The sequence below is a fragment of the Gemmobacter fulvus genome (assembly GCF_018798885.1).
Classification (GTDB): Bacteria; Pseudomonadota; Alphaproteobacteria; order Rhodobacterales; family Rhodobacteraceae; genus Gemmobacter; species Gemmobacter fulvus.
Window position 1 is genome coordinate 1932541 of sequence record NZ_CP076361.1, and the last position, 25522, is coordinate 1958062.

Consider the following 25522-nt stretch of genomic DNA (forward strand, 5'->3'; position numbering starts at 1 on the left):
GGGAGACGGCTTATGGCAGATCAGGACACCCCGGCGGCAGCCCCCGTCACATTGGAAGGTCCGGCCGTGTTTGCAGCTCAGCCAGATCCGGCTCCTGACGCCAAGCCACCTGTGACCGAACGGCCCACCACGACCGAGGTGCCGCCTGCCAGACCCGCGTCGGACATCCAGCCGGAACCCCGCAGCGGCGGCTTTGGACGGTTTGTCGGCTTTGTGCTGGGCGGTGCGGTTGCGGCGGGTCTTGGCTTTGGCCTTGCAGCCTATGGTGTCCGCGAAGGCTGGCCGATGCTGGCCCCGCCTGTCACGGGTGTTGCCGAGGATGTGGCCGCCCTGCGCGCGGAACTGGCGCAGCTCGCATCGCAATCCCCAGATGACAGCCGCCTTGCCGCGGTGGAACAGAAGCTGGCCGATCTTCCCGCCCCGGCCACAGATACCGCGCAGATCACCGCATTGGAGCAACGCATCGCCGCACTCGAGGCCCTGCCGCCCGGCGCAGGCGCAGCACCTGCCGCGCTGTCAGAGATGCAGGCGCAGATCAGCAGCCTGAATGCCCGGCTGGTGGAACAACAGGGCGCGGCGGCGCAGATCAGTGCCGAAATCGAAGCGCAGGTGCAGGACCGGCTGAAATCGGCAGAAACCGAGGCGGATGCCATGCGCGTCGAGGCCGAGGCCTTGCGCAAGTCCGTCGAAACCCGCGCTGCGGTGCTGGGCCTACAATCGGCGCTGGACACCGGGGCCGGGGCGGAAAGCGCGGCTTTGGCGGTGCAACAGCTTGGCCTGACCATGCCCGATGCCCTGTCTGCGCTGATTGCCGCGCCGATCAGCCTGCCGCAATTGCAAGACAGCTTTGCCCCTGCCGCCCGTGCGGCCCTTGCCGCGTCGTTGCAGGCGCAGATGGGCGAGACGATGGGTGAACGTCTGTCGACCTTCCTGTTTGCCCAGACCGGCGCGCGGTCCCTGACCCCCCGCGACGGCAGCGACCCCGACGCGGTTTTGTCACGGATCGAAGATCGGCTGCGCGCCGGGGATGTGGCCGCCGCGCGGGCGCAGATTGCAGAGCTGCCCGAACCGGGGCAGCAGGCCCTGGCCGAATGGGCGACAGAGGCCGACCGCTACAGCGCCGGGCAGGCGGCCCTCGCTGACCTGCTGACAACCGCACAATAAGAGGAGACGGCGCATGATCTGGTCGCTTGTAAAGGTTCTTCTCTTCATCGGCGCGATTGCCGGCATCACCTATGGTGCAAGCCTGCTGCTGGAAACGGGCGAGGGCCTGCGTATTGCGGCGGCTGGCTATGAATTTACCCTGGGCCCGTTTCAGGCAGTCATGGGTCTGCTGTTGGCCCTGTTGGCGCTGTGGCTCTTGCTGCTGCTGATCGGCCTGCTGACCGCCACGCTGCGTTTCATCAATGGCGATGAAACCGCGATCACCCGGTATTTTGACCGCAACCGTGAGCGCAAGGGTTATCAGGCGCTGTCGGATGGTCTGGTGGCGCTGGCCTCGGGCGAAAACCGGGTGGCGCTGTCGCGTGCCGTGAAGGCCGAAAAGCTTTTGGGAAAGCCGGAGCTGACCACGCTTCTGGTGGCGCAGGCCTCCGAGGCGGCAGGCGATACAAGGCGCGCCACCGAAGCCTATAAACAGTTGCTTCAGCATGAGCGCACCCGTTTTGTCGGCATCCGGGGGCTGCTGGCGCAAAAGGCCGCCGAGGGCGATACCGAAACGGCGTTGAAACTGGCGGAAAAGGCCTTTGCGTTGAAGCCCAAGCATATGGAAACGCAAGATATTCTGTTGAAGTTGCAGGCCAATACCCAAGATTGGAAAGGTGCGCGCGCCACCTTGGATGCCAAGATGCGCAGCGGCGGGCTGAGCAAAGATATCTTCCGCCGCCGCGATGCCGTTCTGGCCCTGCAAGAGGCGCGCAGCATCATGGATGAAACCGCCTCGATCGAAGCGCGCGAGGCGGCCATTCAGGCCAACAAACTGTCGCCTGATCTTATTCCTGCGGCGGCGATGGCCGCGCGCAGCCTGATCACGGCGGGCGATGCCAAGGGCGCGACCCGCATTCTCAAGAAGGCATGGGAGGCGCATCCGCATCCCGATCTGGCCGCCGCCTTTGCCGAAATTGCGCCCGACGAATCTGCGGAGGCCCGGCTCAAGCGGTTCCACGCGCTGACAGCGCTGCATCCCGATCATCCCGAAACGCGGATGTTGCAGGCCGAATTGCAGATTGCCGCCGAAGATTTCCCGGCGGCCCGCCGCGCTCTTGGCGATCTGATCGACAGCAAACCGACCGGGCGCGCGCTGGCGCTGATGGCGGCGATTGAGCGCGGCGAAGGGGCCGAGGAATCCGTGGTGCGGGCATGGCTTGCCAAGGCCCTGTCGGCGCCGCGCGGGCCGCAATGGTGCTGCGACAAATGTCAGGCGATCCATGCAAGCTGGGGGCCGATCTGCGACAATTGCGGTGGCTTCGATACGCTGAGCTGGCGTGAGCCGCCGCAGGTTGCCACGCCCAGCCCGACGGGATCGGATCTGTTGCCGCTACTGGTCAACCCGCCTGCCAAACCTGAACCGGAACCCGCCGCAGAGCCGGAAGAGGCCGAAGTAATTGATCTGGCGGCCATCGCCCGCCGCGCGGTCTGATGCAAGCATGGCCCTGCGGCACCCCGCAGGGCCATCTGTCAAATCACGCTGCCACCAGCCGGATATCCTCGGGGCGCCAGCCCACATGCACGGTATCGCCCTTGCGGAACGCAGCACCCGTCGGCGGCAGGATTGCGAAAATCTCGCCCGCCGCACTCGCCATCGTGTATTGGATATGGTTGCCAAGATAGGCGGCATAGGTGATCTCGGCGGCAATCGAGCCTGCGCGCGGGGCCGGGTGCAATTGCACCTGATGCGGGCGCAGCACCAGTTTTGCGGGGCCCATCCTGTCACTTTGCAAGGGCAGATCATGGTCATGGCCCAGCAGGCGCACCCGGGTTTCTGCCCCGGTGGCGGTGACTTCGGCATCCAGCAGGTTCGCATCACCGATGAAATCCGCGATAAAGGCCGAAGCGGGCCGTTCATACAGATCCTGCGGCGTGCCCGACTGTGCGATCTCGGCGTTTTTCATCACGATGATCCGGTCCGAGACGGCCATTGCCTCTTCCTGATCATGGGTGACATAGACCGCCGTCAGGCCAAGGCGCTGCTGGATCTGGCGGATTTCCTCGCGCACATGGCGGCGCAGTTTGGCGTCAAGGTTCGACAGCGGTTCATCCAGCAGCAGCACCTCGGGCTCCAGAACGATGGCGCGTGCCACCGCCACGCGCTGTTGCTGCCCGCCCGACAGCTCTGATGGCAACCGCGCGCCAAATCCCTTCAGCCCCACCATCTCCAGCCCGGCTTCGGCGCGGGCGGTGGCTTCGGCCTTGGGCATCCGCTTGACCGACAGGCCATAGGCCACATTCTCGGCCACGGTCATATGCGGGAACAGCGCATAGCTCTGGAACACCATCGACACCCGGCGATAGGTGGCCGACAGATGTGTGACATCCTGCCCGCCGATCAGGATGCGGCCCTCGCTGGCGCTTTCCAGCCCGGCAATCAGGCGCAGCGTCGTGGTCTTGCCGCAGCCCGACGGCCCCAGCAGCGTGCAGAGCGTGCCCGGCTGAATATCGAGTGTCAGCGGTTTCAGCGCCATCACCTCGCCATACCGCTTGGTGACATTTTCGAAGCGGACAGAACCCTTGGTCATATCGGAACCTTTCATGTCACACCGCCACCCGGTCAGTCCGGCGCAGGCGGCGGCGGCCAATGATGGCCTGAAGAGAGAGAATGGCGACCAGCATGGTCACGATCAGCACGGTCGAATAGGCGATGGCGATGCCGTATTCGTTGTTTTCAACCCGCCCGACGATAAAGCTGGTGGCCATGTTGTGCCGGGCAGAGACGAGGAAGATCACGGCAGACACCGAGGTGATCGCCCGCACGAAGCTGTAGGTAACGGCGGCGAGGATCGCAGGGCCCATCAATGGCAGGATCACCCGGCGCAAGGTGGTAAAGCTGTTCGCCCCCAGCATGATCGAGGCTTCGTCCAGCGATTTGTCCAGTTGGCTCATCGCCGCGATGCCGCCGCGCACACCCACCGGCATGTTGCGGAACACAAACACCAGAATCAGGATGATCGCGGTTCCGGTCAGCTCGATCGGGGGGAAGTTGAAGGCCATGACATAGGCCACCCCGATCACCGTTCCGGGAATGGCGAAGGACAGCATGGTCGAAAACTCGAACGCGTCCTTGCCCGCGAATTTCTGCCGCACCAGCAGGTAAGCGGTGGCAAGACCGACTGCCGCCGTCAGCGGGGCCGAAATCGCGGCGATGGTCAGCGTGCTGAAATAACTGTCCCAGGCCGAGCCGGTGAAATGCACGCCATTGCGCAGCACCAGACCGAAGGCCTGTTTGTAATGCTGCAAGGTAAAGCTGTGATCATAGCCCCAGAGTTTGACAAAGCTGCCAAAGACGATCAGCAGATACACCACCAGCGTGAAGGCCGCCCAGGGCAGTGCAGTGGCATAACAGGCCCATTTCAGGCCGGGGTTCAGGCTGGCATGTTGGCCATTGTCGGCCTTGCCGGTGACGGTGGCATAGCTTTTCTTGCCCAGCCATGTGCGCTGCGCCACAAAGGCACCCAGCGTCATCGCCAGCAGGATCATCGACAGGATGGCAGCTTTGGCCGGATCGGCCACGGTGCCGACGATGGCAAAATAGATCTCGGTCGACAGCACGTTGAAATTGCCGCCCAGCACCAGCGGATTGCCGAAATCGGCCAGACTTTCGATGAAGCCCAGCAGAAAGGCATTGGCAAGGCCGGGCCGCATCAGCGGCAAGGACACCCGGCGGAAGGTCTGCCAGCGGTTCGCGTCAAGCGTCTGGCTCGCCTCTTCCATCGACGGGCTGATGCCTTCCACCACGCCGATCAGCACCAGAAAGGCGATGGGGGTAAAGGACAGCATCTGCGCCAGCCACACGCCCCAGAAACCATAGAGCCAGCGGGTTTTCTCCCAGCCGAAGGCATCCGAAAAGAACTCGGTCACGGTGCCCGCCCGGCCAAACAGCAGGATCAGCGCCAACCCGATCACGAAGGGCGGGGTGATGATCGGCAGGATGGTCAGCACGCGCAGCAGCGGCTTGGCGCGAAAATCGGTGCGGGTGAAGATCAGCGCGAAAGACAGCCCGAGCGTGGTGGTGCCCAGCCCGGTCAGCACCGCCAGCACCAGCGAGTTCACCGCAGGGCCGCAATAGCCGCGCCCGGTCAGGCAGGCGAAGGACCAGGTTTCAGAGGCAAAAAACCGCGGCACGACTTCGCTGAGGCCGAACCCCGCGCCGCCCTTCAGCTCGAACGCCTGCGCCAGCACGAAGGCCATCGGGTAGAACACAAAGACGCCGACAAGGCTGACGATCAGTCCGACAAGGCCGGTCACGAAGGCATCGCCCCGGCCCCGGCCAAGCGCCGAGATGCCGGTGGTCAGCACGAACAGCAGCGCGATGGCCACGACAAAGGCCCCGGCACCCATGCCGGGCTGCGAAACCTCGCCCAGGGCGGTCAGACGTGGTCCATTGCCGAGGATCAGCAGCCCTTGCCCGGCCAGCAAGACAAGCCCGCAGGCACCGGCCAGCAGCCAGCCGCGCGCCTGCGTCACTGGCGAAAGACGCAGACTGGCGAGTGCCAGCGCGGCCAGCGCCGCCAGTCCCGGTCCCAGCAGCCAGATCCGGCCACCAAGCGCCTGCACAAAGGCCGAGGCACCCTGCCCGGACAGATCCCCTAACCAGCCGAAGGACCAAAAGCCCCCCGGCACCATATACCAGGGCAGCAGGAAAAACCCTGCCAACCCCACCAAGCTCCAGAGCCGTGCGGTGCGCGTCATCGTGATGTTCCCGAAATGAAGCGGCCCGCGCAGCAGTGGCGCGGGCCGGAGAGGATTACTCCTCGATGGCGCCGCCTGCGCCCTTGACGTCTTTTTCCCAGCGCGCCAGCAGGCGTTCGCGGGTATCCGATGCGCCATAGGTGGCGAAATCATAGTCGATCAGCTTGATTGCCGCCATTTCGGGGGCCTCGGGGTCGGTTGCCGCCCCCGGGTTCGACGGGATGTTGTAGACACCCACTTCAAGCCCCGGCGATTGGCCCTCTGCCGAAATCACATATTCGACCCATTTCTTCGCAGCTTCCATGTTGGGTGCCCCCTCCACGACCGAAACCGCGCCCAGCTCGTATCCGGTGCCTTCACAGGGGGCGACCAGTTCCACCGGGAAGCCCTCTTTCTTCAGCTTCACCATGTCATGCATGAAGCCGATGCCGATGGTGGTCTCACCGCGGGCAGTCGCCTTGACCGGGGCAGAGCCCGATTTGGTATATTGGTTCACATTACCGCCGATCTCGGCCAGCAGTTTGAACGCTTCATCCTCGCCGAACAATTGCACCAGCGTCGCCAGTTCGGTGTAGGCCGTGCCCGAGGAATTCGGGTTCGCCACCTGAATTTCGCCCTTGTATTCGGGTTTGGCCAGATCGCGCCAGCACGCCGGGGCGGGCAGGCCCTTTTCGGCCAGAACCTCGCTGTTGTAGATGAACCCAAGCAGACCGACATGCACGCCGATGGCGCGGCCTTCGGTCATCTCGGTCATGTTCTGGGCCCAGCCGAGCAGGCCCGACACATCAACCCCGGTTGCCGCCGTCAGCCCTTCGTTGGCAGCGATGATATGCGGATCGCCCGTGCCCCCCCACCAGACATCCACCTTGGGATTGCCCTTTTCGGCGCGCAGCTGCGCCAGAACCTCGCCGGTGGATTTGCGCACGATGGCCACATCGACGCCGGTGTCGATCTTGAAATTCTGCGCCATCAGATCGCACCAGGTCTGTTCATTGGAACAGACAACGTTCAATTCCTCGGCCTGTGCAGCAGATGCCGACATGGCAGCAGACAGCGCCAATGCGCTGATCAGTGTCTTTTTCATATGATCCTCCCGTTGGCCCGGCCTGCCACTCTCCCTGTGGCTTTACCGGATTGATTGCAGGGTGACATGGCCGGCCTGTCACAGGCGACCCCTGCCAAGATGAACAGGACTGCGCGCAGGGGCGTATTTGATGAACAGTGTTACAAGCCGCGCAGAGGACAGTCACAAATGAAATCCGAAAGCCCTTCCCCATGGCGGGCGCTGCACGGCATCATGGCGCTGTTGGCCGGGAGGGGCCGACGAGAGGGGGAACGCATGTCCATTGCAGGGCCAGTGCAGGGTCCGGTTGTCGCCATTGTGGATGACGACCCGGATCTGCGTGCGACGCTTGCCGCACTTCTGACCGAGAACGGGTTTCGCCCGGTGCCGGTTGCGGACAGTGCGGGATTTTTTGCTGCCGTCGCCGTCGCCCCCGTCGATCTTGCCGTGATCGATTTGCGGTTGGCGGGGGAAAGCGGGCTGACCCTGGCCATCCGTATCCGCGAACGCATGGGCCTGCCCATCGTGATGCTGACCGGGCGGGGCGACGAGACGGACAAGATCATCGGGCTGGAAACCGGTGCGGATGACTACATCCTGAAACCCTTCAACCCGCGCGAGCTGGTGGCGCGGCTGCGCGCCGTGCTGCGCCGCAGTGGCCATCCTGATCTGGCATTGCCAGACCGCAGCCACAGCCAGATCCGCAGCTTTGGCCAGATGCGGCTGGATCAGACCCGGCGCGAACTTCTGGGCGCAGATGGCACCGAAATTCCGCTGACCAATGCCGAATACCGGCTGCTGGACTATTTTCTGCGCCACCGCGACTGCATCATTCCGCGCACCGATCTGCTGCGCGAACTGGGCAATGACCTGTCGCTTTATATGGATCGCACCATTGACGTGCTGATCCTGCGCCTGCGCCGCAAGATCGAGCCGGTGCCCTCGAAACCCGTGCATCTGCAAACCCGGCGGGGGCAGGGTTATATCTTTGTCACGACGCCATGAGCGGCAGCCGCCCCACCGTTCGCGCCCGATTGCTGCTGGCCTTGATTGCGCTGGCCACGGCAACGCTGATCGTCGGGGCGACCAGCTGGATGACATTGCGGCAGGCCACCGGGCGGCTGGACCGGCTGCATGACGACACGCTGGCAGCGGTGGATCAGGCGCTTGGCCTGTCGCGGCAGGCCACGGATCTGGCGACGCGCGGCCCCTATCTGCTGACCATCGAAAGCCCGTTCCGCCTTGGGCAAGAGGCGGATGCCGCCCGCGCGCTGGTTGCCGGGATCATGGCCAGTCTGGGGCCACAGGATAGTCTGGGGCCGCAGGATACAGTGATTGCCGATACGCTGCGCGGCATGGATGACAGCATCCGCGATCTGGTCACGGCGGCGCTGGCCCGTGTGGCGCTGACCGATCAGATCCTGCGCCGCAATGCCCGGATCACGGCGTTGGAGCGGCGGTTTTCCAACCTTGCCGGAACCCTGCGCGCCACATTGCCCGAAGGGCGCGACTGGCTGACCCTGCAACGCATCGCCCGGGCCTTGCAGGGCGCGGGGCGAACCGACAACCTTGTCACCGTGGGCGAGTTTCAGCGCGAGTTCCATGGCCTTGTGCGCGGCATGGAAGCGCGGAGCAATGCGGCCGGGCGCGGCGATCTTGCCTTGCTGCGCACGCTCGCCGAAGGGCGGAATGGCCTGTTCGAGCTGCGCCGACTGGAACTGTCGCGCCAGATCGCGGCCGAGGGCGCGCTGGCCCGCATCCGCCGCGGGGCCGAGGCGGTCAGCCTGCATGCCGCTGAGGTGACCGCGCGTGCGCAGTCCGAAATTGCCGCCGAACGCGCGCGCACCGTCTCGGCTATCGCCTTTGCCAAGGGGGTGATTGTCTTTGTCGGGCTGATCAGCGCGGCGGTGGCGCTTGCCACGGCCTTGTTCGTCTCGGGCTATGTCACCGGCAACCTGCGCAGCATCTCGGATGCGATGATGCGGCTGGCGGTGGGCGACCGTTCGACCCGCCTGCCGCGTGGCGAACATGCCGGCGATGAAATCGGCAAGCTGTTCCACGCCTTTCGCGCCTTCCGCGCCAATATCCTGCGGCTGGACCGATCCAACCGGCAACTGGCGCAGCGCAATGCGCTGTTCCAGAACCTGTATGATGGCATGTCCGATGGCTTGGCGATCCTGTCCGACAGCGGCAATCTGATTGCGCGCAACAGCAGGCTTGCCACCGTGCTGCGGCTTGATCCCGAAGGCCTGAAGGGACGGCCTGCGATGGCGGATCTGCTGGCGGGGGTGGGCTGGGCGCGGGTGGCGGGGCCGCACGGCTTTGCCGAATTGCTGCACCCGGATGGCCGGGTGGTGGAACTGCGCGAAAGCCGTCTGGCCACTGGCGGATCTGTCATGCTGCTGTCGGATGCGTCTGAACGGCGCGCGTTGGAAGACCGTCTGCGGCAGGCGCAGCGCACCGAGGCGCTGGGCAAGATCGCGGGCGAGGTGGCGCATGATTTCGGCAATATCCTCTCCACCATCTCCACCTGCCTGCATCTGATGGAAACCGCGCCGCCCGACCGCATCGTCGCCTTGCGGCAATCGCTGGGGGCGGCGCTGGATCTGGGCGGGGCCCTGACGCAACGCCTGCTGGCCTTTGCCCGCCGCCTGCATCTGGAGCCGGAGGTGATGGATCTGAACGGGCTGGTTGAAGGGGTCGAGGATCTGATCGCGCTGGCGCTGGAAGATCGGATCACGCTGCGCATCACCCCCTGTTCCACGCCGCTGCTGGTGCGGATCGACCCGGGCCAGATGGAAAGCGCGCTGTTGAACCTGTGCCTGAACGCGGCGCAGGCCATCGAAGGCGCGGGCACCATCCGCATCAGCCTTGATCTTGCGTCGGAGGATCGCGCGTTGATTGCCGTTACCGACACCGGCTGCGGCATGTCGCCCGAGGTGCTGGCGCATGCGATGGAGCCTTTCTACACCGCCCGCGCAGATGGAACGGGAACCGGGCTGGGGCTGGCGATGGTCTATGGTTTCATCCGGCAATCGGGGGGGGATGTGCAGATCACCTCGACCCCGGGGCAGGGCACGACCGTGCAGTTGATGCTGCCGCTCTGCCGGGCCGATGGCCCGTTGTTGCCCGCGCTGGGCCGGGTGCTGCTGGTCGAGGATGATCCCGCCGATGCAGACCACGCCCGCCACGTGCTTGGCGGGGCCGATCTGCATGCGGTGTGCAGCGCTGCCGAGGCCGAGGCGCTGATCGCCGCCGCCCCAGCCTTTGATCTGGTTCTGACCGATCTGCACCTTGGCCTTGACCCGGCGGGCTGGCGCATCGCCGAGGCGGCCTTGCGGCGCGATCCGCGCAGCCGCGCCATCGTGCTGTCAGGCCGTCTGCCCGCGGCACATCCGCTGATCACCCGCTTTCCCGGCCGGGCCTTTTGCCTGCCGAAACCCCTTGATCCCGCCGCATTGGCGGCCTGCCTGCAAGGACCGACCTTCCTATGACGCTGATCCCCAAAGCCTTGATCTTCGATTGCGATGGCACCTTGGCGCTGACCGCCGATCTGCATTTTGCTGCCTTCACCGCCGCTTTCGCCGCACAGGATGCCCGGCTGGCGCGTGCGTTTTATCATGCGCGGGGCGGGATGGCGCGCACCGCGTTGATCGAGGCCTGGATGGCAGAGACCGGGCATGATCTGGATGTTGCGCGGCTGGTGCGTGACAGCATCGCCCATGCCTGTGATCTGGCGCATACCAGCCGCCCCAACCCGCCGGTGGCGGCGCTGGCGCTGGCCTGGGGGGCACGGCCTTCGGCGGTCGCCTCGAACGGCGAAGCGCCGGTGGTGCGGGCCACGCTGCACGCCTGTGGGCTGCTGGATCTGTTCGATACCGTGGTCACGCTGACCGACGTTGCGGCCCCGAAGCCGGATCCGGCCATGTTTCTGCTGGCGGCAGAGCGGCTGGGGGTCGTCCCCGCCGACTGCCTTGTGCTGGAGGACAGTGCGCAGGGCATGGAGGCCGCCCACCGCGCCGGAATGGCCGCCCATGATGTGCGCGAACCCGCCGCGCTGGCCACCATTGCCGCGCTGACAGAACAGGTCTCTGCCGCTGTCAGGGTCTGATCCGGCCTTTTGCACCGTTTGAAGGTTTCGGTTGGGCCGGTCGAGGCTATGACCGATTGTCGATCCTTGACAAGGCCGGATCAGTTTTGCATGGCTTTGCATCTGTAGCAAAGACACAACGGGAGTTTCTCAAGGTGGCATCCGCGAACGATCCCGGCCCCGAAATCACCAGACTGATCACCGAAGACGCGCCCCGGCTGATCGAGATCCGCCGCGATATCCATGCCCACCCCGAGACGGGCTTCGATACCGTGCGCACGGCGGCGCGTGTCGCGGCAGAGCTGCGCGATCTGGGGCTGACGGTTCAGACCGGCGTGGGCCGCACCGGCGTGGTGGCCGAGATCGCCGGGTCTGGTCCCGGCCCCTGCCTGATCCTGCGCGCGGATATGGATGCGCTGCCGATCGAAGAGCAGACGGGCCTGCCCTTTGCCTCGACCATTCCGGGCCAGATGCACGCCTGCGGGCATGATCTGCACACCGCCTCGTTGCTGGGGGCGGCGAAGGCCCTCGTCGCGCTGGCCCCGGGCCTGAACGGTACGGTACGGCTGGTGTTTCAGCCCGCCGAAGAAACGCAGGAAAGCGGAGCCGCCGCCATGGTTGCCGATGGCGCGGCAGAGGGCGCGGATCTGGCGATTGGCTTTCATAACCGACCGGAGCTTGCCGCCGGGCTGGTCTTGCTCAATCGCGGTGCCAGCACGGCCTCCAGCGATGAATTCAAGGTGGTGGTGCATGGCAAATCAGGCCATGCCGCCCGCCCGCATGCCGCCATTGATCCGATTGTCGCGGCGGCGCATATCATCACGCAGTTGCAGACCGTGATCTCGCGCGAGATGGACCCGGCGCTGTCGGCGGTGCTGACCGTGGGTCATATTCACGGCGGTGCCACGCAGAACATCATCCCCGACAGCTGCATGTTCGAGGGCACGGTGCGCTGCCGGTCGCCGCAGTCCCGCGATCTGGCCGAAGCATCGTTCCGGCGCATCTGCGAGGGCGTAGCCATGGCGCTGAACGTGCGCGCCGAGGTCGAGTATATCCGCGGCGCACCGGCGGTGCTGAATGATGACACGCTGGTCGACCGCGCGATTGCCTCGCTCGGCCATCAGTTCGACGCGGTGCCGCAGGTCGAACAGGGATCCAGCTTCGGTGCCGAGGATTTTTCGCATTTCTCGGAACGGATGCCCTCGCTGCAGATCTTCATCGGTTCGGGACAGCCGGGCCGGGATGATCGGGTGCACAATTCTGACTATCAGCCCGATGAGGCCTGCATCGCGCAAAGCGCCATCGCGTTGACGCGCATGGCCGTTGATCTGCTGGCCTGACCCTTTTCCGACCGATACAACAAGGAAGACCCTCGTATGAACCTTACCCGCAGCACCTTTCTGCGTTCGGCCCTTGCCGCTGCCGCCAGCCTTGCCGCAGCCCCTTCGGCCCTGTTGGCGCAAGAGCGCAAGAAGCTGGTCTTTGCCACCGAGGGCACCTTTCCGCCCTTCAACATGACGCGCCCCAATGGGGAGCTTTACGGGTTCGAGCTGGATCTGCTGGCCGAAGTCGCAAAGCGCGCCGATTTTGACTATGAGGTCATCGCGCAGGCCTGGGATGGCATGATCCAGGGTCTGGTGGATGGCAAATACGATGCGGTCATCGATTCCGTCACCATCACCGAAAAGCGCCTTGAGGTGGTCGATTTCTCGCTGCCCTATACCACCGGCGGTTCGACCTTCGCGGTGATGAAGGAAACCGGGCTGGAGCTGCCGGGCACCGGCACCTTTGTCGATCTGGACGATACCGCCGCCACCGAAAGGGCCGTTGCGGCGATTGCCGAAGTGCTGGCGGGCAAGACCGTGGGCGTGCATGTGGCGACGATTCAGGCCGATTTCCTTAATCAGTATCTGGCGGACAAGGGTGTGACGATCCGCACCTATCAGACCGGCCCCGAAGTCTATCAGGATCTGATGAATGGCCGTCTGGACGCAGGCATGGCGTCGGTTACCAATATCTCGGCCTTCCTGGAAAAGAATGTCGAGACGGCAATGGCAACCGGCCCGTCGTTCAAGGGCGGCGTGATGGGGCGTGGCTCGGCCATCGTGGTGCAGAAAGGCAATGCAGAGCTTGCCGACAAGCTGAGTGCGGCGCTGAAGTCGATGTCGGATGACGGCACGCTTGAAAAACTGTCGAACCAGTGGTTCGGCATGGTCGTCACGCCGAAGCTCTGAGGTCAGGGTGGGCGATCTGGCACTTCTGGGCTTCGGGCCGGACGGATGGGGGCTGGCGCTGCTGCGCGCCGGCCTTCTGACGCTGGCCGTGTCTGTCGCGGCGTTTCTGTGTGGTCTGGTTCTGGGCACCGGGATTGCCTGGGCGCGGATTGCCGGAAACTGGCCGCTGCGCAAACTGGCCGAGGCCTATACCGTGATCTTTCGCGGCGTGCCGGATATTCTGGTCATCTATCTGTTCTACTTTGGTGGCCGTCAGGTGGTGACCGCCATCGGTACGGCGCTGGGCTTGCCGGGACCGTTTGACATCAGCGGTTTTCTGGCCGGGATGCTGGCCATCGGTCTGATCTCGTCGGCCAATCAGTCCGAAGTGCTGCGCGGGGCCTATCAGGCCGTGCCCAAAGGCACGATCGAGGCGGGCCGCGTGGTGGGCATGACCCGGATCACCCTGTTCCGCCGGGTGATCGCGCCGCAGGCCATGGTGACGGCCATTCCCGGCATGGGCAATCAATGGCAATCGGTCATCAAGGAATCCGCACTGGTTTCGGTGACGGGGCTGGTGGAAACGATGCGTCAGGTCTCGGTTGCGGCGGGCACCACGCAGGAACATTTTCTGTTCTATGCGGCGGGTGCGGTGATCTATCTGATCATCACCACCCTGTCGGATCAGGTGTTCCGTCTGGCAGAAAAGCGCAGCCTGCGCGGCCATGCCGGCGGGGGGATCTGACGATGGATACCGGCTTTCTGTCGACGATTTTCGTCCAGCTGCTCAAGGGTGTGCCGCTGACGCTCAACCTCGGGGTTCTGGCGCTGCTGGGCGGCGGCTGCCTGGCGCTGGTGCTCAATCTGCTGCGGGTGACGCGGACGGGCAATGCGGTTGCGTCGGCCTATGTGTTTGTCTTTCGCGGCACGCCGCTGCTGATCCAGATCTTCATGATCTATTATGGTCTGGCCGGGTTCGGCTTCATCCGGCAATCGGTGCTGTGGCCGTTTCTGCGCGAACCCTATTGGTGCGGCTTGCTGGCGCTGATCCTCAATGACGCGGCCTATACGTCCGAGATCCTGCGCGGTGGCCTGCGGGCCGTGCCGAAGGGCGCGGTGGAGGCGGGCCGGGTATCGGGCATGACACGGCTGGCGATCCTGCACCGCATCACGCTGCCCATCGCCTTCCGACAGGCGCTGCCTGCCTATTCAAACGAGGTGATCTCGATCCTGAAGGCCACGGCGCTGGTCTCGACCATCACCTTGATGGAGGTTACCGGCATCGCCCGCGCCGCCGTGTCGGAAACCTGGCGGGCGGTCGAGATCTTCCTCTGCGCAGCGGCCATCTATCTGGCGCTGTCACTTCTGGTGACGCGGCTCACGGCCTGGGCCGAACGCCGCCTCTCGCCTTGGCAATTCGGAGAGTCACCATGAGCCTGCCCCCCACCGCCCTGTCGATCACCGGGCTGCGCAAGCGCTTTGGTGCGAACGAAGTTCTGCGCGGCATCGACCTCACGGCGCAGGACGGCGACGTGATTTCACTGATCGGGGCCTCCGGTTCGGGCAAAAGCACGCTGCTGCGCTGCATTCCGATGCTGGAAGTGCCGGATGCCGGAACCGTGTCTGTCGGTGCGGACAGCGTATCGCCCAAGGGTGGGCGGCTCAGCCGTGCCGAAGAGGCGGTGGCCCGCCGGATGCGCGGCCATCTGGGCTTCGTGTTCCAGAACTTCAACCTCTGGCCGCATCGCACCGTGCTTCAGAACGTGGTGGAGGCGCCGCTGTTCGTGCAGAACCGCAGCCGCGCCGAAGCGGTGGACGAGGCGATGGTGCTGCTGGAAAAGGTCGGGCTGACAGACAAGCGTGACGCCTGGCCCGCGCATCTGTCGGGCGGGCAGCAGCAACGCGTCGCCATTGCCCGCGCCCTTGCGCAGCATCCCCGCGCGATCCTGTTCGACGAACCGACCTCGGCCCTTGATCCCGAATTGGTGGGCGAAGTGCTGAAGGTGATCCGCAGCCTTGCCGAAGAAGGCCGGACCATGCTGATTGTCACGCATGAAATGGGCTTTGCGCGCGAAGTGTCGTCGCGGGTCGTGTTCCTGCATCAGGGGCTTGTCGAAGAGGATGGCACGCCTGCACAGGTCTTTGGCAACCCCGGATCGGATCGCTGCCGCGCCTTCATCAGCGGCCATTTCGACCGCAACCGATAGGACAGACCATGCGCCAGCCCATCGCCCGCAAAAGCCTTCAGGATCAGGCGACGGACTGGTTGCGCGACGCCGTGATCCGCGGCGATTTCCGGCCCGGCGAGATTCTGACGGAACAGGCGCTGACCGAACGCATCGGGCTGGGGCGCGGCACCGTGCGCTCGGCGCTGTTCGCGCTGGAGGCGCAGGAGCTGGTGACGCGCACGCCCTATTCCAGCTGGCGGGTGGCGGTGCTGGATGCGCAGGCCATCTGGGAAATCTATACCCTGCGTGGCGCGTTTGAGGGGCTGGCCGCGCGGATTTTGGCCGAGCGGCGCGACAGCCTTGGCACGGCCTTGGTGGCGGCGGCGTTTGACCGGCTTGGCACAGCCAATGGCAGCGATACAGATGAACGGGTCGCTGCGGATCTGGGCTTTCATGCCAGTTTCGTCGCGCAGACCGGCCATCAACACCTGATCCGCCGTCACAGCCTGCTGTCTGACAAGATGGAATGGCTGTATCGCTGGTCGGAACATCACTGGCCGCAGCGGCAGCCGCTGGTTGCCGATCATCTACGGCTGTTTGACGCGATGCTGCACGGCACACCCGAAGCTGCCGAAGCCGCTGTGCGCGACCATATTGCGGAATCGATTGACCTGGATGTGGCGGGGTTCCAGTCACTGGCCACCCCGGCCGCATCCGCCAACCAGACGGAGCAGACATGACCCTCACCATCCTTGACGGCGGCATGGGCCGCGAGCTTGAACGTATCGGCGCGCCGTTCCGGCAGCCGGAATGGTCTGCCCTTGCCCTGATGGAAGCACCCGAGATGGTGCGGCAGGTCCATGATGGCTATATCCGCGCCGGGGCGCAGGTCATCACCACCAATTCCTATGCGTTGGTGCCGTTTCACATCGGCGAGGACCGGTTCCGCGCCGAGGGAGAGCAGCTCGCCGCCCTTGCCGGACGGTTGGCGCGCGAGGCTGCCGATGCCGCAACGGGGGTGACGGTGGCAGGGTCTTTGCCGCCGGTGTTCGGATCCTATCGCCCCGATCTGTTCCGCGATGACATCGCGCAGGACTATCTGTCGGTTCTGGTGCGCGGGCTTGCGCCGCATGTCGACGTCTGGCTGGCCGAAACGCAAAGCAGCCTTGCCGAGGCCCGCGCGGCTGCAGCGGCGGTCAGCGGCACCGGCAAGCCGCTGTGGCTGTCGTTCACCCTGCGGGATGAAGACCTGCCCACCGAAGGCACCGTGCCGCAACTGCGCTCGGGCGAGCCGGTGGCCGAGGCGGCACGTCTGGCGCAGAGCCTCGGGGCCGAGGCGATGCTGTTCAATTGCGCCATGCCCGAAGTGATGGCCCCGGCGCTGGCCGCTGCCCGCGTGGCGGTGCCCGGCCTGCGGCTGGGCGTCTATGCCAATGCCTTTGGCGATTCACAGGACGAGGACGGCGCGGCAAACGAGGTGGTCTCCACCATCCGCGACGACCTCGACCCGCATTCCTATTGCCTCTGGGCTGATCGCTGGACCGCGCAGGGGGCCACGATCATCGGCGGCTGCTGTGGCATCGGCACCGATCATATTCACCATCTGGCGGATCATCTGCCGAAGGCGCACGCCTGACAGCCCGCCGCTCTCCGGCCCCGGCGCATACATCCGTTGCGCCGGGGCCGATCCGGGCAGGGATCAGAAATCCCAATCTTCATCGGTCGTCGCCACCGCCTTGCCGATGACATAAGATGACCCCGAGCCCGAGAAGAAATCGTGATTTTCGCTGTCGGGCGACAGGGCCGCCAGAATGGCGGGATTGACCTGCGTGACCGAGTCCGGGAACAGCGCCTCGAAGCCCAGATTCATCAGCGCCTTGTTGGCGTTGTAGTGCAGAAAGGTCTTCACATCCTCGGTCAGCCCGGCCTCGTCATACAATTCGGCGGTATAACGTTCTTCGATGGCATAGAGGTCGAACATCAGGGAAAAGGCGAAATCCTTGGCCGCAGCGCGCTCTGCCTCGCTTGCCCGTTCCTGCGCCCGCTGGAACTTGTAGCCGATGTAATAGCCATGCACCGCCTCGTCGCGGATGATCAGCCGGATCAGATCGGCGGTATTGGTCAGCTTGGCGCGACTGGACCAATACATCGGCAGGTAAAACCCGGAATAGAACAGAAAGCTTTCCAGAAACACCGAGGCGATCTTGCGATGCAGCGGGTTGGCTCCGGCAGCGTATTCCTCAAGGATCAGCCGCGATTTCGCCGCCAGATGCGGATTGTCCTCGGACCAGCGGAAGGCCTCGTCCACCTCGGTCGTCGAACACAGGGTTGAAAAGATCGAGGAATAGGACCGCGCATGAACCGCCTCCATGAAGGCGATGTTGGACAGCACCGCCTCTTCATGCGGGGTCACGGCATCCTGCATCAGGGCGGGGGCCCCCAGCGTGTTCTGGATGGTGTCCAGCAGGGTCAGCCCGGTGAACACCCGGATCGTCAGCTGCTGTTCGGCGGGGCGCAGGGTGGCCCAGCTTTGCACATCATTCGACAGCGGCACCTTTTCCGGCAGCCAGAAGTTCGAGGTCAGGCGGTTCCAGATCTCCAGATCCTTGTCGTCTTGCAGACGGTTCCAGTTGACGGCACGGGGCAGGGCGCGCAGCGGCGATTGCATATTCATCGGATCTGTCCTTTCACAGGCTGCACGACACGCAGCCCTGCACTTCGGTCCCTTCAAGGGCCATCTGGCGCAGGCGGATGTAATAGATGGTCTTGATGCCCTTCTTCCACGCCGCGATCTGGGCGCGGTTGATGTCACGCGTCGTGGCGCTGTCACGGAAGAACAGCGTCAGCGACAGACCTTGATCGACATGCTGGGTGGCGGCGGCATAGGTGTCGATGATCTTGTCGGGGCCGATCTCGTAGGCGTCCTGATAGAACTCCAGGTTGTCATTGGTCATGAAGGGCGCGGGGTAATAGACGCGGCCCAGCTTGCCTTCCTTGCGGATCTCGATCTTCGAGGCGATGGGGTGGATCGAGGACGTGGAGTTGTTGATATAGCTGATCGAGCCGGTCGGCGGCACCGCCTGAAGGTTGCGGTTGTAAAGCCCGTATTGCATCACATCGGCCCTGAGCGCGGCCCAGTCGGCGCGGCTGGGCACATGGATGCCCGCCGTATCGAACAGCGATTGCCCGCGCGCCGTCGCCGGTTGCCAGTCGGCCTCGGTGTATTTGTCAAAGAACGCGCCTGACGCATAGGCCGAGTCTGCAAAGCCCCGGAAGCTTTGCCCGCGTTCGCGCGCAATCAGGTTCGAGGCGCGCAGGGCGTGAAACAGCACCGTGCAGAAATAGATATTGGTGAAGTCGATTCCTTCGGGGCTGCCATAGTGGATGCGTTCGCGCGCCAGATAGCCATGCAGGTTCATCTGGCCCAGACCGATGGCATGGCCTTCGTCATTGCCGCGCCGCACCGATGGCACCGAGGTGATGGCCGACATATCCGACACCGCCGTCAGCGCCCGGATCGCGGTTTCAACCGTGGCGCCGAAATCCGGCCCGTCCATGGTGGCGGCGATGTTCAGGCTGCCCAGATTGCAGGAAATATCGGTGCCCAGATGATCGTAAGACAGATCGTCCTGATAGGTGCTGGCCTCGTTCACCTGCAGAATTTCCGAACACAGGTTCGACATGCTGATCCGCCCGGCAATCGGGTTGGCGCGGTTCACCGTGTCTTCGAACACGATATAGGGGTAGCCGGATTCAAACTGGATTTCGGCCAGAATCTGAAAGAACTCGCGCGCCTTGATCTTGCGTTTCCTGATGCGCGGATTGTCCACCATCTCGCGGTATTTTTCGGTGACCGACAGTTCCGAAAAGGCGCAGCCATAGACGCGCTGCACATCATGCGGCGAAAACAGATACATATCCTCGTTCGCCTTGGCCAATTCAAAGGTGATGTCGGGGATCACCACGCCAAGGCTCAGCGTCTTGATGCGGATCTTTTCATCGGCATTTTCGCGTTTGGTATCCAGAAACTTCAGAATGTCCGGGTGATGCGCGTTCAGATAGACCGCGCCCGCCCCCTGCCGCGCGCCAAGCTGGTTGGCATAGGAAAAGCTGTCTTCCAGCAGCTTCATCACCGGGATCACACCCGAGGACTGGTTTTCGATCCCTTTGATCGGCGCGCCCGCCTCGCGCAGGTTGGTCAGCATCAGCGCCACGCCGCCGCCCCGCTTGGACAGTTGTAGGGCCGAATTGATGGACCGCCCGATGCTTTCCATATTGTCTTCGATGCGCAGCAGGAAACACGAGATCAACTCGCCCCGTTGGGCCTTTCCGGCATTCAGGAAGGTGGGCGTTGCCGGTTGAAAGCGGCCCGCGATCATTTCTTCCATGAAGCGCAGGGCCAGGCCCTCGTCCCCCTGCGCCAGCGTCAGCGCGACCATCACCACCCGATCCTCGAACCGCTCCAGATAGCGCTGCCCGTCGCGGGTCTTGAGCGTGTAGGACGTGTAGTATTTCAGCGCGCCCAGAAAGCTGGGAAAGCGGAACTTCCGTGCATAGGCCGCATCGAAGATCTGGCGCAGAAAGGCGGTGGAATAGGCCTCCAGCACCGGCGCTTCGTAATAACCTTCGCGCACGAGGTAGCCGAGCTTTTCGTCAAGGCTATGAAAAAAGACGGTATTCTGATTGACGTGTTGCAGGAAATACTGCCGGGCCGCCATCTTGTCGGCGTCAAACTGGATGCGGCCCTCCGCGTCATAAAGGTTCAGCGTGGCATTCAGGGCGTGATAATCCAGCGTCGCGGGCGGCATCATGGCACGGTCAAGCATTGGTCTCTCCAGAAATTGTGCAGGCCCGCGCGGATGTGGGCGATGTCGGTGTCGGTTCCGGCCAGTTCAAAACGATACAGGCAGGGCACCGCGCATTTCTGCGCGATGACAGTGGCGGCATGGGCGTAGAAGCGGCCGAAGTTGCGGTTGCCCGCGCCGATCACCCCGCGCAGCCCGCCGCACAGATCGGGATCGTTCAGAAAGCGGATCACCTGTCGGGGCACCGCCCCCCGGCCTGTGCCATCGGAATAGGTCGGGCAGATCAGCACATAGGGGGTCTGTGGCTGCGGCAGGGGGGCCGTCGCGTCGATGGGGATGCGCAGCGCGTCCAGCCCCAGCCGGGCGACCAGCCGCGCGGTATTGCCAGAGCCGGATGAAAAATAGACAAGCCGCGCCATGATCCGGCCCGCCGATCAGCAGAGGGCGTTGATCTTGTCGGGGCGGAAGCCCGCCCAATGATCGCCGCGCGCCTCGACCACCGGCACCTGCCGATAACCAAGCGCGGTGATCCGGGCCAGCGCCTCGGCGTCTTCGGAAAGGTCGATCACGGTGTAATCGACGCCCAGCTTGTCCAAGGCGCGATAGGTTGCCACGCATTGCACGCATGCCGGTTTGGAATAGACGGTGATGGTCATTGCCCTGTTCCTTTGCCTGTTTGCGAACGGCGGACAGGGGGCTGCAACGGGCCAAGCCACAGAGGATCTGTGCCGCACCCGTTCCACGCCACCGGGCCCACCGCCCGAGATCGTTTCTGCGTTCAGGCAGGTCTCCTGGCTTGCGGCGTAGGGCCTTGCCCCGCCTTCCCGATCCGCAGATCAGTGGCATATGGGGCAGGCACACCGCTTACAGTTGCGGGGGCAGCGCCGGACTATCACCGGCTTCCCTTTTCACCCCCTTGTCGCCATGGCGAGTCAGGGGCACCTGAACATCTGCATATAGCGGCTAAGGGGTGGATGGTGTCAATATATAGATAGTGTGCTTGGGCCGATTCTATTCGGCGGCGGCCAGAATGGGGCGGGGCACATAGTTCAGAATCGGCCCCAGCCAGCGTTCCACCACCTCGACCGGCATGTCTTTGCGGGCGGCGTAATCCAGCACCTGATCGAGTTCCACCTTGGCCACGCCAAAATAATAGGCCTCGGGATGGCCGATATAGAGGCCGGACACGGACGAGCCGGGCCACATCGCCATGCTTTCGGTCAGCCGCACGCCGGTTGCCGCCTCGGCATCCAGCAGGCGGAACAGCGTGGTCTTTTCGGTGTGATCCGGCTGGGCCGGATAGCCGGGGGCCGGGCGGATGCCACGATAGGGCTCGCCGATCAGGGCTTCCGGGGCAAAGCTCTCGTCGGGCGCATAGCCCCACAGCTCGCGCCGGACCATCTCGTGCATGCGTTCCGCAAAGGCCTCGGCGAAACGGTCGGCCAGCGCCTTGACGAGGATGGCGTTGAAATCGTCATTTGCCCGTTCGAACCGCTCTGCGATGGCAACTTCTTCGATGCCTGCCGTCACCACAAAGCCGCCGACGTAATCGGCGGTGCCGACCGGGGCCACGAAATCGGCCAGTGCCACATTGGGGCGATCATCGCGTTTGCTGACCTGTTGGCGCAGCGTGTGCAGGGTGGCCAGATCGGCGCTGCGGCTGTCATCGCGGAACAGCCGGATGTCATCCCCCACCGCATTGGCAGGCCAGAAGCCGACGACGGCGCGGGGGCGGAACCATTTCTCGGCGATGATCTGCGCCAGCATGGCCTGCGCATCGGCAAACAGCGCGCGGGCTGCTGCCCCCTGCTTTTCATCGTCCAGAATCCGCGGATAGACGCCTTTCAGCTCCCATGTCTGGAAGAACGGCGTCCAGTCGATATAGCGCGCCAGCTCGGCCAGATCCCAGTCCTCGAACACCTTGGTGCCCAGAAAGCCGGGCCGGGGCACCGCGTAGCCCTGCCAGTCGATCTTCAGCGCATTTGCCCGCGCATCGGCCAGCGGCAACCGCTTTTTGGCCAGTTCGGCGCGGGCGTGGTTTTCGGCCACCTTCTCGTATTCCGCGCGGGTGGTTTCCACGTATCCTGTCTTCTGATCGGGCGACAGCAGCGCCGACACAACCCCCACGGCACGGCTGGCATCGGTCACATAGACGGTCTGCCCCCGATCATATTTCGGGTGGATCTTCACCGCCGTATGGACGCGCGAGGTGGTGGCACCCCCGATCAGCAGCGGAATGTCAAAGCCTTCGCGCTCCATCTCGGCGGCGACATGCACCATTTCGTCCAGCGAGGGCGTGATAAGCCCCGACAGACCGATGATGTCCACCTGTTCACTGCGCGCCACCTCAAGGATCTTTGCCGCAGGCACCATCACGCCCAGATCAATGATCTCGTAATTGTTGCAGGCCAGAACGACCCCGACAATGTTCTTGCCGATGTCATGCACATCGCCCTTGACCGTGGCCATCAGAACCTTGCCCGCGCTTTCGCGGCCGGTGCCGCCGGACAGGCGCTTTTCCTCTTCCATATAGGGCAGCAGCAGGGCAACCGCCTGTTTCATCACGCGCGCGGATTTGACGACCTGCGGCAGGAACATCTTGCCCGCGCCGAACAGGTCGCCCACCACATTCATGCCCGCCATCAGCGGGCCTTCGATCACATGCAGCGGGCGTTCGGCCTGCTGGCGCGCCTCTTCGGTATCGGCGTCGATGAATTCGGTGATGCCATTGACCAGCGCATGTTCCAGCCGCTTTTCCACCGACCAGTCGCGCCAGGCCAGATCGCGTTCGCGCGCTTCGCGGGCACCGGTGCTTTTGAACCGCTCGGCAATCTCCAGCATGCGTTCGGTTGCTTCGGGCGTGCGGTTCTGCACCACATCCTCGCAGGCCTCGCGCAGATCGGGGTCGATACTGTCATAGACGGCAAGCTGCCCGGCATTGACGATGCCCATATCCATGCCCGCCTGAATGGCGTGATAGAGGAACACGGCGTGCATCGCCTCGCGCACGGGTTCATTGCCCCGGAAACTGAACGACAGGTTGGAAACCCCGCCCGAGACATGCACATGCGGCAAAGTCTCGATGATCCGCCGGGTGGCATTGATGAAATCGAGGCCGTAGTTGTTGTGTTCCTCGATCCCGGTCGCAATGGCGAACACATTGGGGTCAAAGATGATGTCCTCGGGCGGGAAGCCCACCTGCTCGGTCAGAAGACGGTAGGCGCGGCTGCAGATCTCGACCTTGCGGTCTTCGGTATCGGCCTGCCCCGCCTCGTCAAACGCCATCACCACCACGGCGGCCCCATAGGCGCGGCACAGCCGGGCCTGATGCAGGAAGGCGGCTTCGCCCTCTTTCATGCTGATCGAATTGACGATGGGCTTGCCCTGCACACATTGCAGCCCGGCCTCGATCACCTCCCATTTGGAACTGTCGATCATCACCGGCACGCGGGCAATATCGGGTTCGGCGGCGATCAGGTTCAGAAACTCGATCATCGCCTGTTTGCTGTCGATCAGGCCCTCGTCCATGTTCACGTCGATGATCTGCGCGCCCGCCTCGACCTGCTCGCGCGCTACCTCCAGCGCCGCCGCATAATCGCGGTTGGTGATCAGCTTGCGGAACTTGGCCGAGCCGGTGACATTGGTCCTCTCGCCCACGTTCACAAAGGGAATATCCTTGGTCAGGGTGAACGGCTCCAGCCCGGACAGGCGCATCAGCGGCGTATGCGTCGGCACGGCGCGGGGCGGATATTTGGCCACGGCCTCGGCAATCGCGCGAATATGGTCGGGGGTCGAGCCGCAGCAGCCCCCCACGATATTCACCAGCCCGTCGCGGGCAAACTCCGCAATCTGGGCGGCCATGAACTCCGGGCTTTCGTCATACTGGCCGAATTCATTGGGCAGGCCCGCATTGGGATAGGCGCAGATCAGCGTCTCTGCCGCGCCCGACAGCTCTGCCAGATGCGCGCGCATCTCGGCGGCCCCCAGCGCGCAGTTCAGCCCGATGGTGGCCGGAGCGGCGTGCCGCACCGAATGCCAGAACGCCGTCGGCGTCTGCCCCGACAGGGTGCGCCCCGAACGGTCGGTGATGGTGCCGGAGATCATCACCGGCAGGCGTAACCCATTGGCAGCAAAAACTTCTTCACAGGCAAAGATTGCGGCCTTGGCGTTCAGTGTGTCAAAGATCGTCTCGATCAGGATCAGATCCGCGCCACCGTCGATCAGCCCGCGCAGCTGTTCGGCATAGGCGGCGCGCAACTGGTCAAAGGTGACGGCGCGGTAGCCGGGGTTGTTCACATCCGGCGACATCGAGGCGGTGCGGTTTGTCGGCCCCAGGGCACCTGCCACAAAACGTTCGCGCCCATCCTCGGCGGTGGCGCGGTTCAGCGCCTGCCGCACCAGACGCGCGCCGTGAAAGTTCAGCTCGTACACCAGATGTTCCAGCCCGTAATCGGCCTGCGCAATCGAGGTGGATGAAAACGTATTGGTTTCCACAATATCCGCCCCGGCCTTGGCATAGCGGTAGTGGATATCCTCGATGGCCTGCGGCTGGGTCAGGATCAGCAGATCATTGTTGCCCTGTTGCGGATGCGGCTTTTCGCCGAACATCGGCGGATGGCAGGCGCAGCCCGCGCCATGGGCGGTAAACTCGGCCTCGCCAAAACCAAGGCTCTGGATCTGCGTGCCCATTGCGCCGTCAAGGATCAGGATGCGGTCGCGTGCCAGCGATGCCAGACGGTCAAAGACGGGGGAAAGGCGGGCAGGGGATGACATGCAGGCTCCGGTCGGCGGCAGGGGGGCACCAAGGTGCAAAAGCGCCTTCTATCGCAAAGCGGAACGGTATCCAAATTCATGTTTCTCATGGAGAACATGAATTCCGCGCATGATGTTGCGCCCAGAGCGGCGCAGGGGTGTCAGATATCCGCTGAAAATTTGGGTATTCACAAACGCGGCAGCGGGCCGTAAGCATCAGGGGCTTTGGTCCGGGTGGTGCGCCATCCGGTTAATAGGGAATGTGGTTCGGCGTAGCCATCAGGTGCCAAATCCACAACTGCCCCCGCAACTGTAGGCGGAGAGCGAAGCCGGGAAATGCCACTGTCGCACAAAGTGTGATGGGAAGGTCCGGCCAAGCGTTGACCCGCGAGTCAGGAGACCTGCCAAGGTGCTCACCCTGTCCGAACGCGTGGGGCGTTTCGGGCTGCGGACCTTCCGCGCGTGGTGATCTCACCGTCTGCGGGGGGCTTTTGCCCTCATCTGACATCATGTTTGACAGCGCGGTC

The 25522-nt window shown here is 64.1% G+C and carries 20 protein-coding genes and 2 riboswitches; of the genes, 12 read left to right on the plus strand and 8 right to left on the minus strand.

Annotated elements, in window-relative coordinates; translation table 11 throughout:
- Window positions 1-12 precede the first annotated feature (12 nt).
- Both KM031_RS09455 and KM031_RS09460 read left to right on the plus strand, forming a co-directional pair.
- Entirely contained in the window at window positions 13-1164 is a 1152-nt protein-coding gene (locus tag KM031_RS09455; protein WP_215505885.1) for a COG4223 family protein, read from the plus strand.
- 13 nt (window positions 1165-1177) lie between these two features.
- On the plus strand, window positions 1178-2638 hold the full coding sequence (locus KM031_RS09460) for a heme biosynthesis protein HemY (RefSeq protein ID WP_215505884.1): 1461 nt from the start codon (window positions 1178-1180) through the stop codon (window positions 2636-2638).
- A 43-nt stretch (window positions 2639-2681) separates the two neighbouring features.
- On the opposite strand, the gene KM031_RS09465 is transcribed toward KM031_RS09460, so the two are convergent.
- Genes KM031_RS09465 through KM031_RS09475 form a run of 3 tightly spaced genes read right to left on the minus strand, consistent with a single transcriptional unit; the run spans window position 2682 to window position 6988 of the window.
- Window positions 2682-3749 carry an ABC transporter ATP-binding protein gene (locus KM031_RS09465; RefSeq protein WP_215505883.1) on the minus strand — a complete coding sequence of 356 codons (1068 nt, stop codon included), beginning with the start codon at window positions 3747-3749 and terminating at the stop codon, window positions 2682-2684.
- Window position 3750: 1 nt separating this feature from the next.
- Window positions 3751-5904: an ABC transporter permease gene (locus tag KM031_RS09470; protein WP_215505882.1), complete on the minus strand. Its 2154-nt coding sequence runs from the start codon at window positions 5902-5904 to the stop codon at window positions 3751-3753.
- 55 nt (window positions 5905-5959) lie between these two features.
- Complete coding sequence (locus KM031_RS09475; protein ID WP_215505881.1) at window positions 5960-6988, minus strand: ABC transporter substrate-binding protein; 1029 nt, start codon at window positions 6986-6988, stop codon at window positions 5960-5962.
- Window positions 6989-7243: 255 nt separating this feature from the next.
- Between KM031_RS09475 and KM031_RS09480 the strand changes: the two genes are divergently transcribed.
- From KM031_RS09480 to KM031_RS09525, 10 genes are all read left to right on the plus strand, one after another.
- Window positions 7244-7972, plus strand: coding sequence for a response regulator (locus KM031_RS09480; RefSeq protein ID WP_215505880.1), 729 nt, complete (start codon window positions 7244-7246; stop codon window positions 7970-7972).
- On the plus strand, window positions 7969-10461 hold the full coding sequence (locus KM031_RS09485; RefSeq protein WP_215505879.1) for an ATP-binding protein: 2493 nt from the start codon (window positions 7969-7971) through the stop codon (window positions 10459-10461). The genes KM031_RS09480 and KM031_RS09485 overlap by 4 nt, the downstream gene beginning before the upstream one ends.
- The gene (locus KM031_RS09490; RefSeq protein WP_215505878.1) at window positions 10458-11078 is read left to right on the plus strand and encodes an HAD family hydrolase; all 621 of its coding nucleotides are present in this window, start codon (window positions 10458-10460) and stop codon (window positions 11076-11078) included. The genes KM031_RS09485 and KM031_RS09490 overlap by 4 nt, the downstream gene beginning before the upstream one ends.
- Window positions 11079-11212: 134 nt before the next feature.
- On the plus strand, window positions 11213-12397 hold the full coding sequence (locus tag KM031_RS09495; protein WP_215505877.1) for a M20 metallopeptidase family protein: 1185 nt from the start codon (window positions 11213-11215) through the stop codon (window positions 12395-12397).
- Between the two features lie 36 nt (window positions 12398-12433).
- Window positions 12434-13291: a transporter substrate-binding domain-containing protein gene (locus tag KM031_RS09500; protein ID WP_215505876.1), complete on the plus strand. Its 858-nt coding sequence runs from the start codon at window positions 12434-12436 to the stop codon at window positions 13289-13291.
- A gap of 7 nt (window positions 13292-13298) precedes the next feature.
- Entirely contained in the window at window positions 13299-14015 is a 717-nt protein-coding gene (locus KM031_RS09505) for an ABC transporter permease (RefSeq protein ID WP_215505875.1), read from the plus strand.
- Between the two features lie 2 nt (window positions 14016-14017).
- Window positions 14018-14704, plus strand: coding sequence for an ABC transporter permease (locus tag KM031_RS09510; RefSeq protein ID WP_215505874.1), 687 nt, complete (start codon window positions 14018-14020; stop codon window positions 14702-14704).
- The gene (locus KM031_RS09515; RefSeq protein ID WP_215505873.1) at window positions 14701-15477 is read left to right on the plus strand and encodes an ABC transporter ATP-binding protein; all 777 of its coding nucleotides are present in this window, start codon (window positions 14701-14703) and stop codon (window positions 15475-15477) included. Before KM031_RS09510 ends, KM031_RS09515 begins: the two co-directional genes overlap by 4 nt.
- A gap of 8 nt (window positions 15478-15485) precedes the next feature.
- Window positions 15486-16178 (plus strand): GntR family transcriptional regulator, encoded by a 693-nt coding sequence (locus KM031_RS09520; protein WP_215505872.1) that lies wholly within the window; start codon window positions 15486-15488, stop codon window positions 16176-16178.
- The gene (locus KM031_RS09525) at window positions 16175-17074 is read left to right on the plus strand and encodes a homocysteine S-methyltransferase family protein (RefSeq protein ID WP_215505871.1); all 900 of its coding nucleotides are present in this window, start codon (window positions 16175-16177) and stop codon (window positions 17072-17074) included. The genes KM031_RS09520 and KM031_RS09525 overlap by 4 nt, the downstream gene beginning before the upstream one ends.
- A 63-nt stretch (window positions 17075-17137) precedes the next feature.
- Here KM031_RS09525 and nrdF read toward each other — a convergent pair whose 3' ends face one another.
- The 5 genes from nrdF to metH form a co-directional block, all read right to left on the minus strand.
- Complete coding sequence (gene nrdF / locus KM031_RS09530) at window positions 17138-18112, minus strand: class 1b ribonucleoside-diphosphate reductase subunit beta (RefSeq protein ID WP_215505870.1); 975 nt, start codon at window positions 18110-18112, stop codon at window positions 17138-17140.
- Window positions 18113-18125: 13 nt separating this feature from the next.
- Window positions 18126-20264: a class 1b ribonucleoside-diphosphate reductase subunit alpha gene (nrdE, locus tag KM031_RS09535; RefSeq protein ID WP_215505869.1), complete on the minus strand. Its 2139-nt coding sequence runs from the start codon at window positions 20262-20264 to the stop codon at window positions 18126-18128.
- On the minus strand, window positions 20246-20662 hold the full coding sequence (gene nrdI, locus KM031_RS09540) for a class Ib ribonucleoside-diphosphate reductase assembly flavoprotein NrdI (protein ID WP_215505868.1): 417 nt from the start codon (window positions 20660-20662) through the stop codon (window positions 20246-20248). Before nrdI ends, nrdE begins: the two co-directional genes overlap by 19 nt.
- Window positions 20663-20677: 15 nt before the next feature.
- Window positions 20678-20899 (minus strand): glutaredoxin-like protein NrdH, encoded by a 222-nt coding sequence (gene nrdH / locus KM031_RS09545; protein WP_215505867.1) that lies wholly within the window; start codon window positions 20897-20899, stop codon window positions 20678-20680.
- A 108-nt stretch (window positions 20900-21007) separates the two neighbouring features.
- A riboswitch (cobalamin riboswitch) is annotated at window positions 21008-21204 on the minus strand.
- Between the two features lie 50 nt (window positions 21205-21254).
- Window positions 21255-25016 carry a methionine synthase gene (gene metH, locus KM031_RS09550; RefSeq protein WP_215505866.1) on the minus strand — a complete coding sequence of 1254 codons (3762 nt, stop codon included), beginning with the start codon at window positions 25014-25016 and terminating at the stop codon, window positions 21255-21257.
- Window positions 25017-25204: 188 nt separating this feature from the next.
- A riboswitch (cobalamin riboswitch) is annotated at window positions 25205-25418 on the plus strand.
- Window positions 25419-25522: the final 104 nt, after the last annotated feature.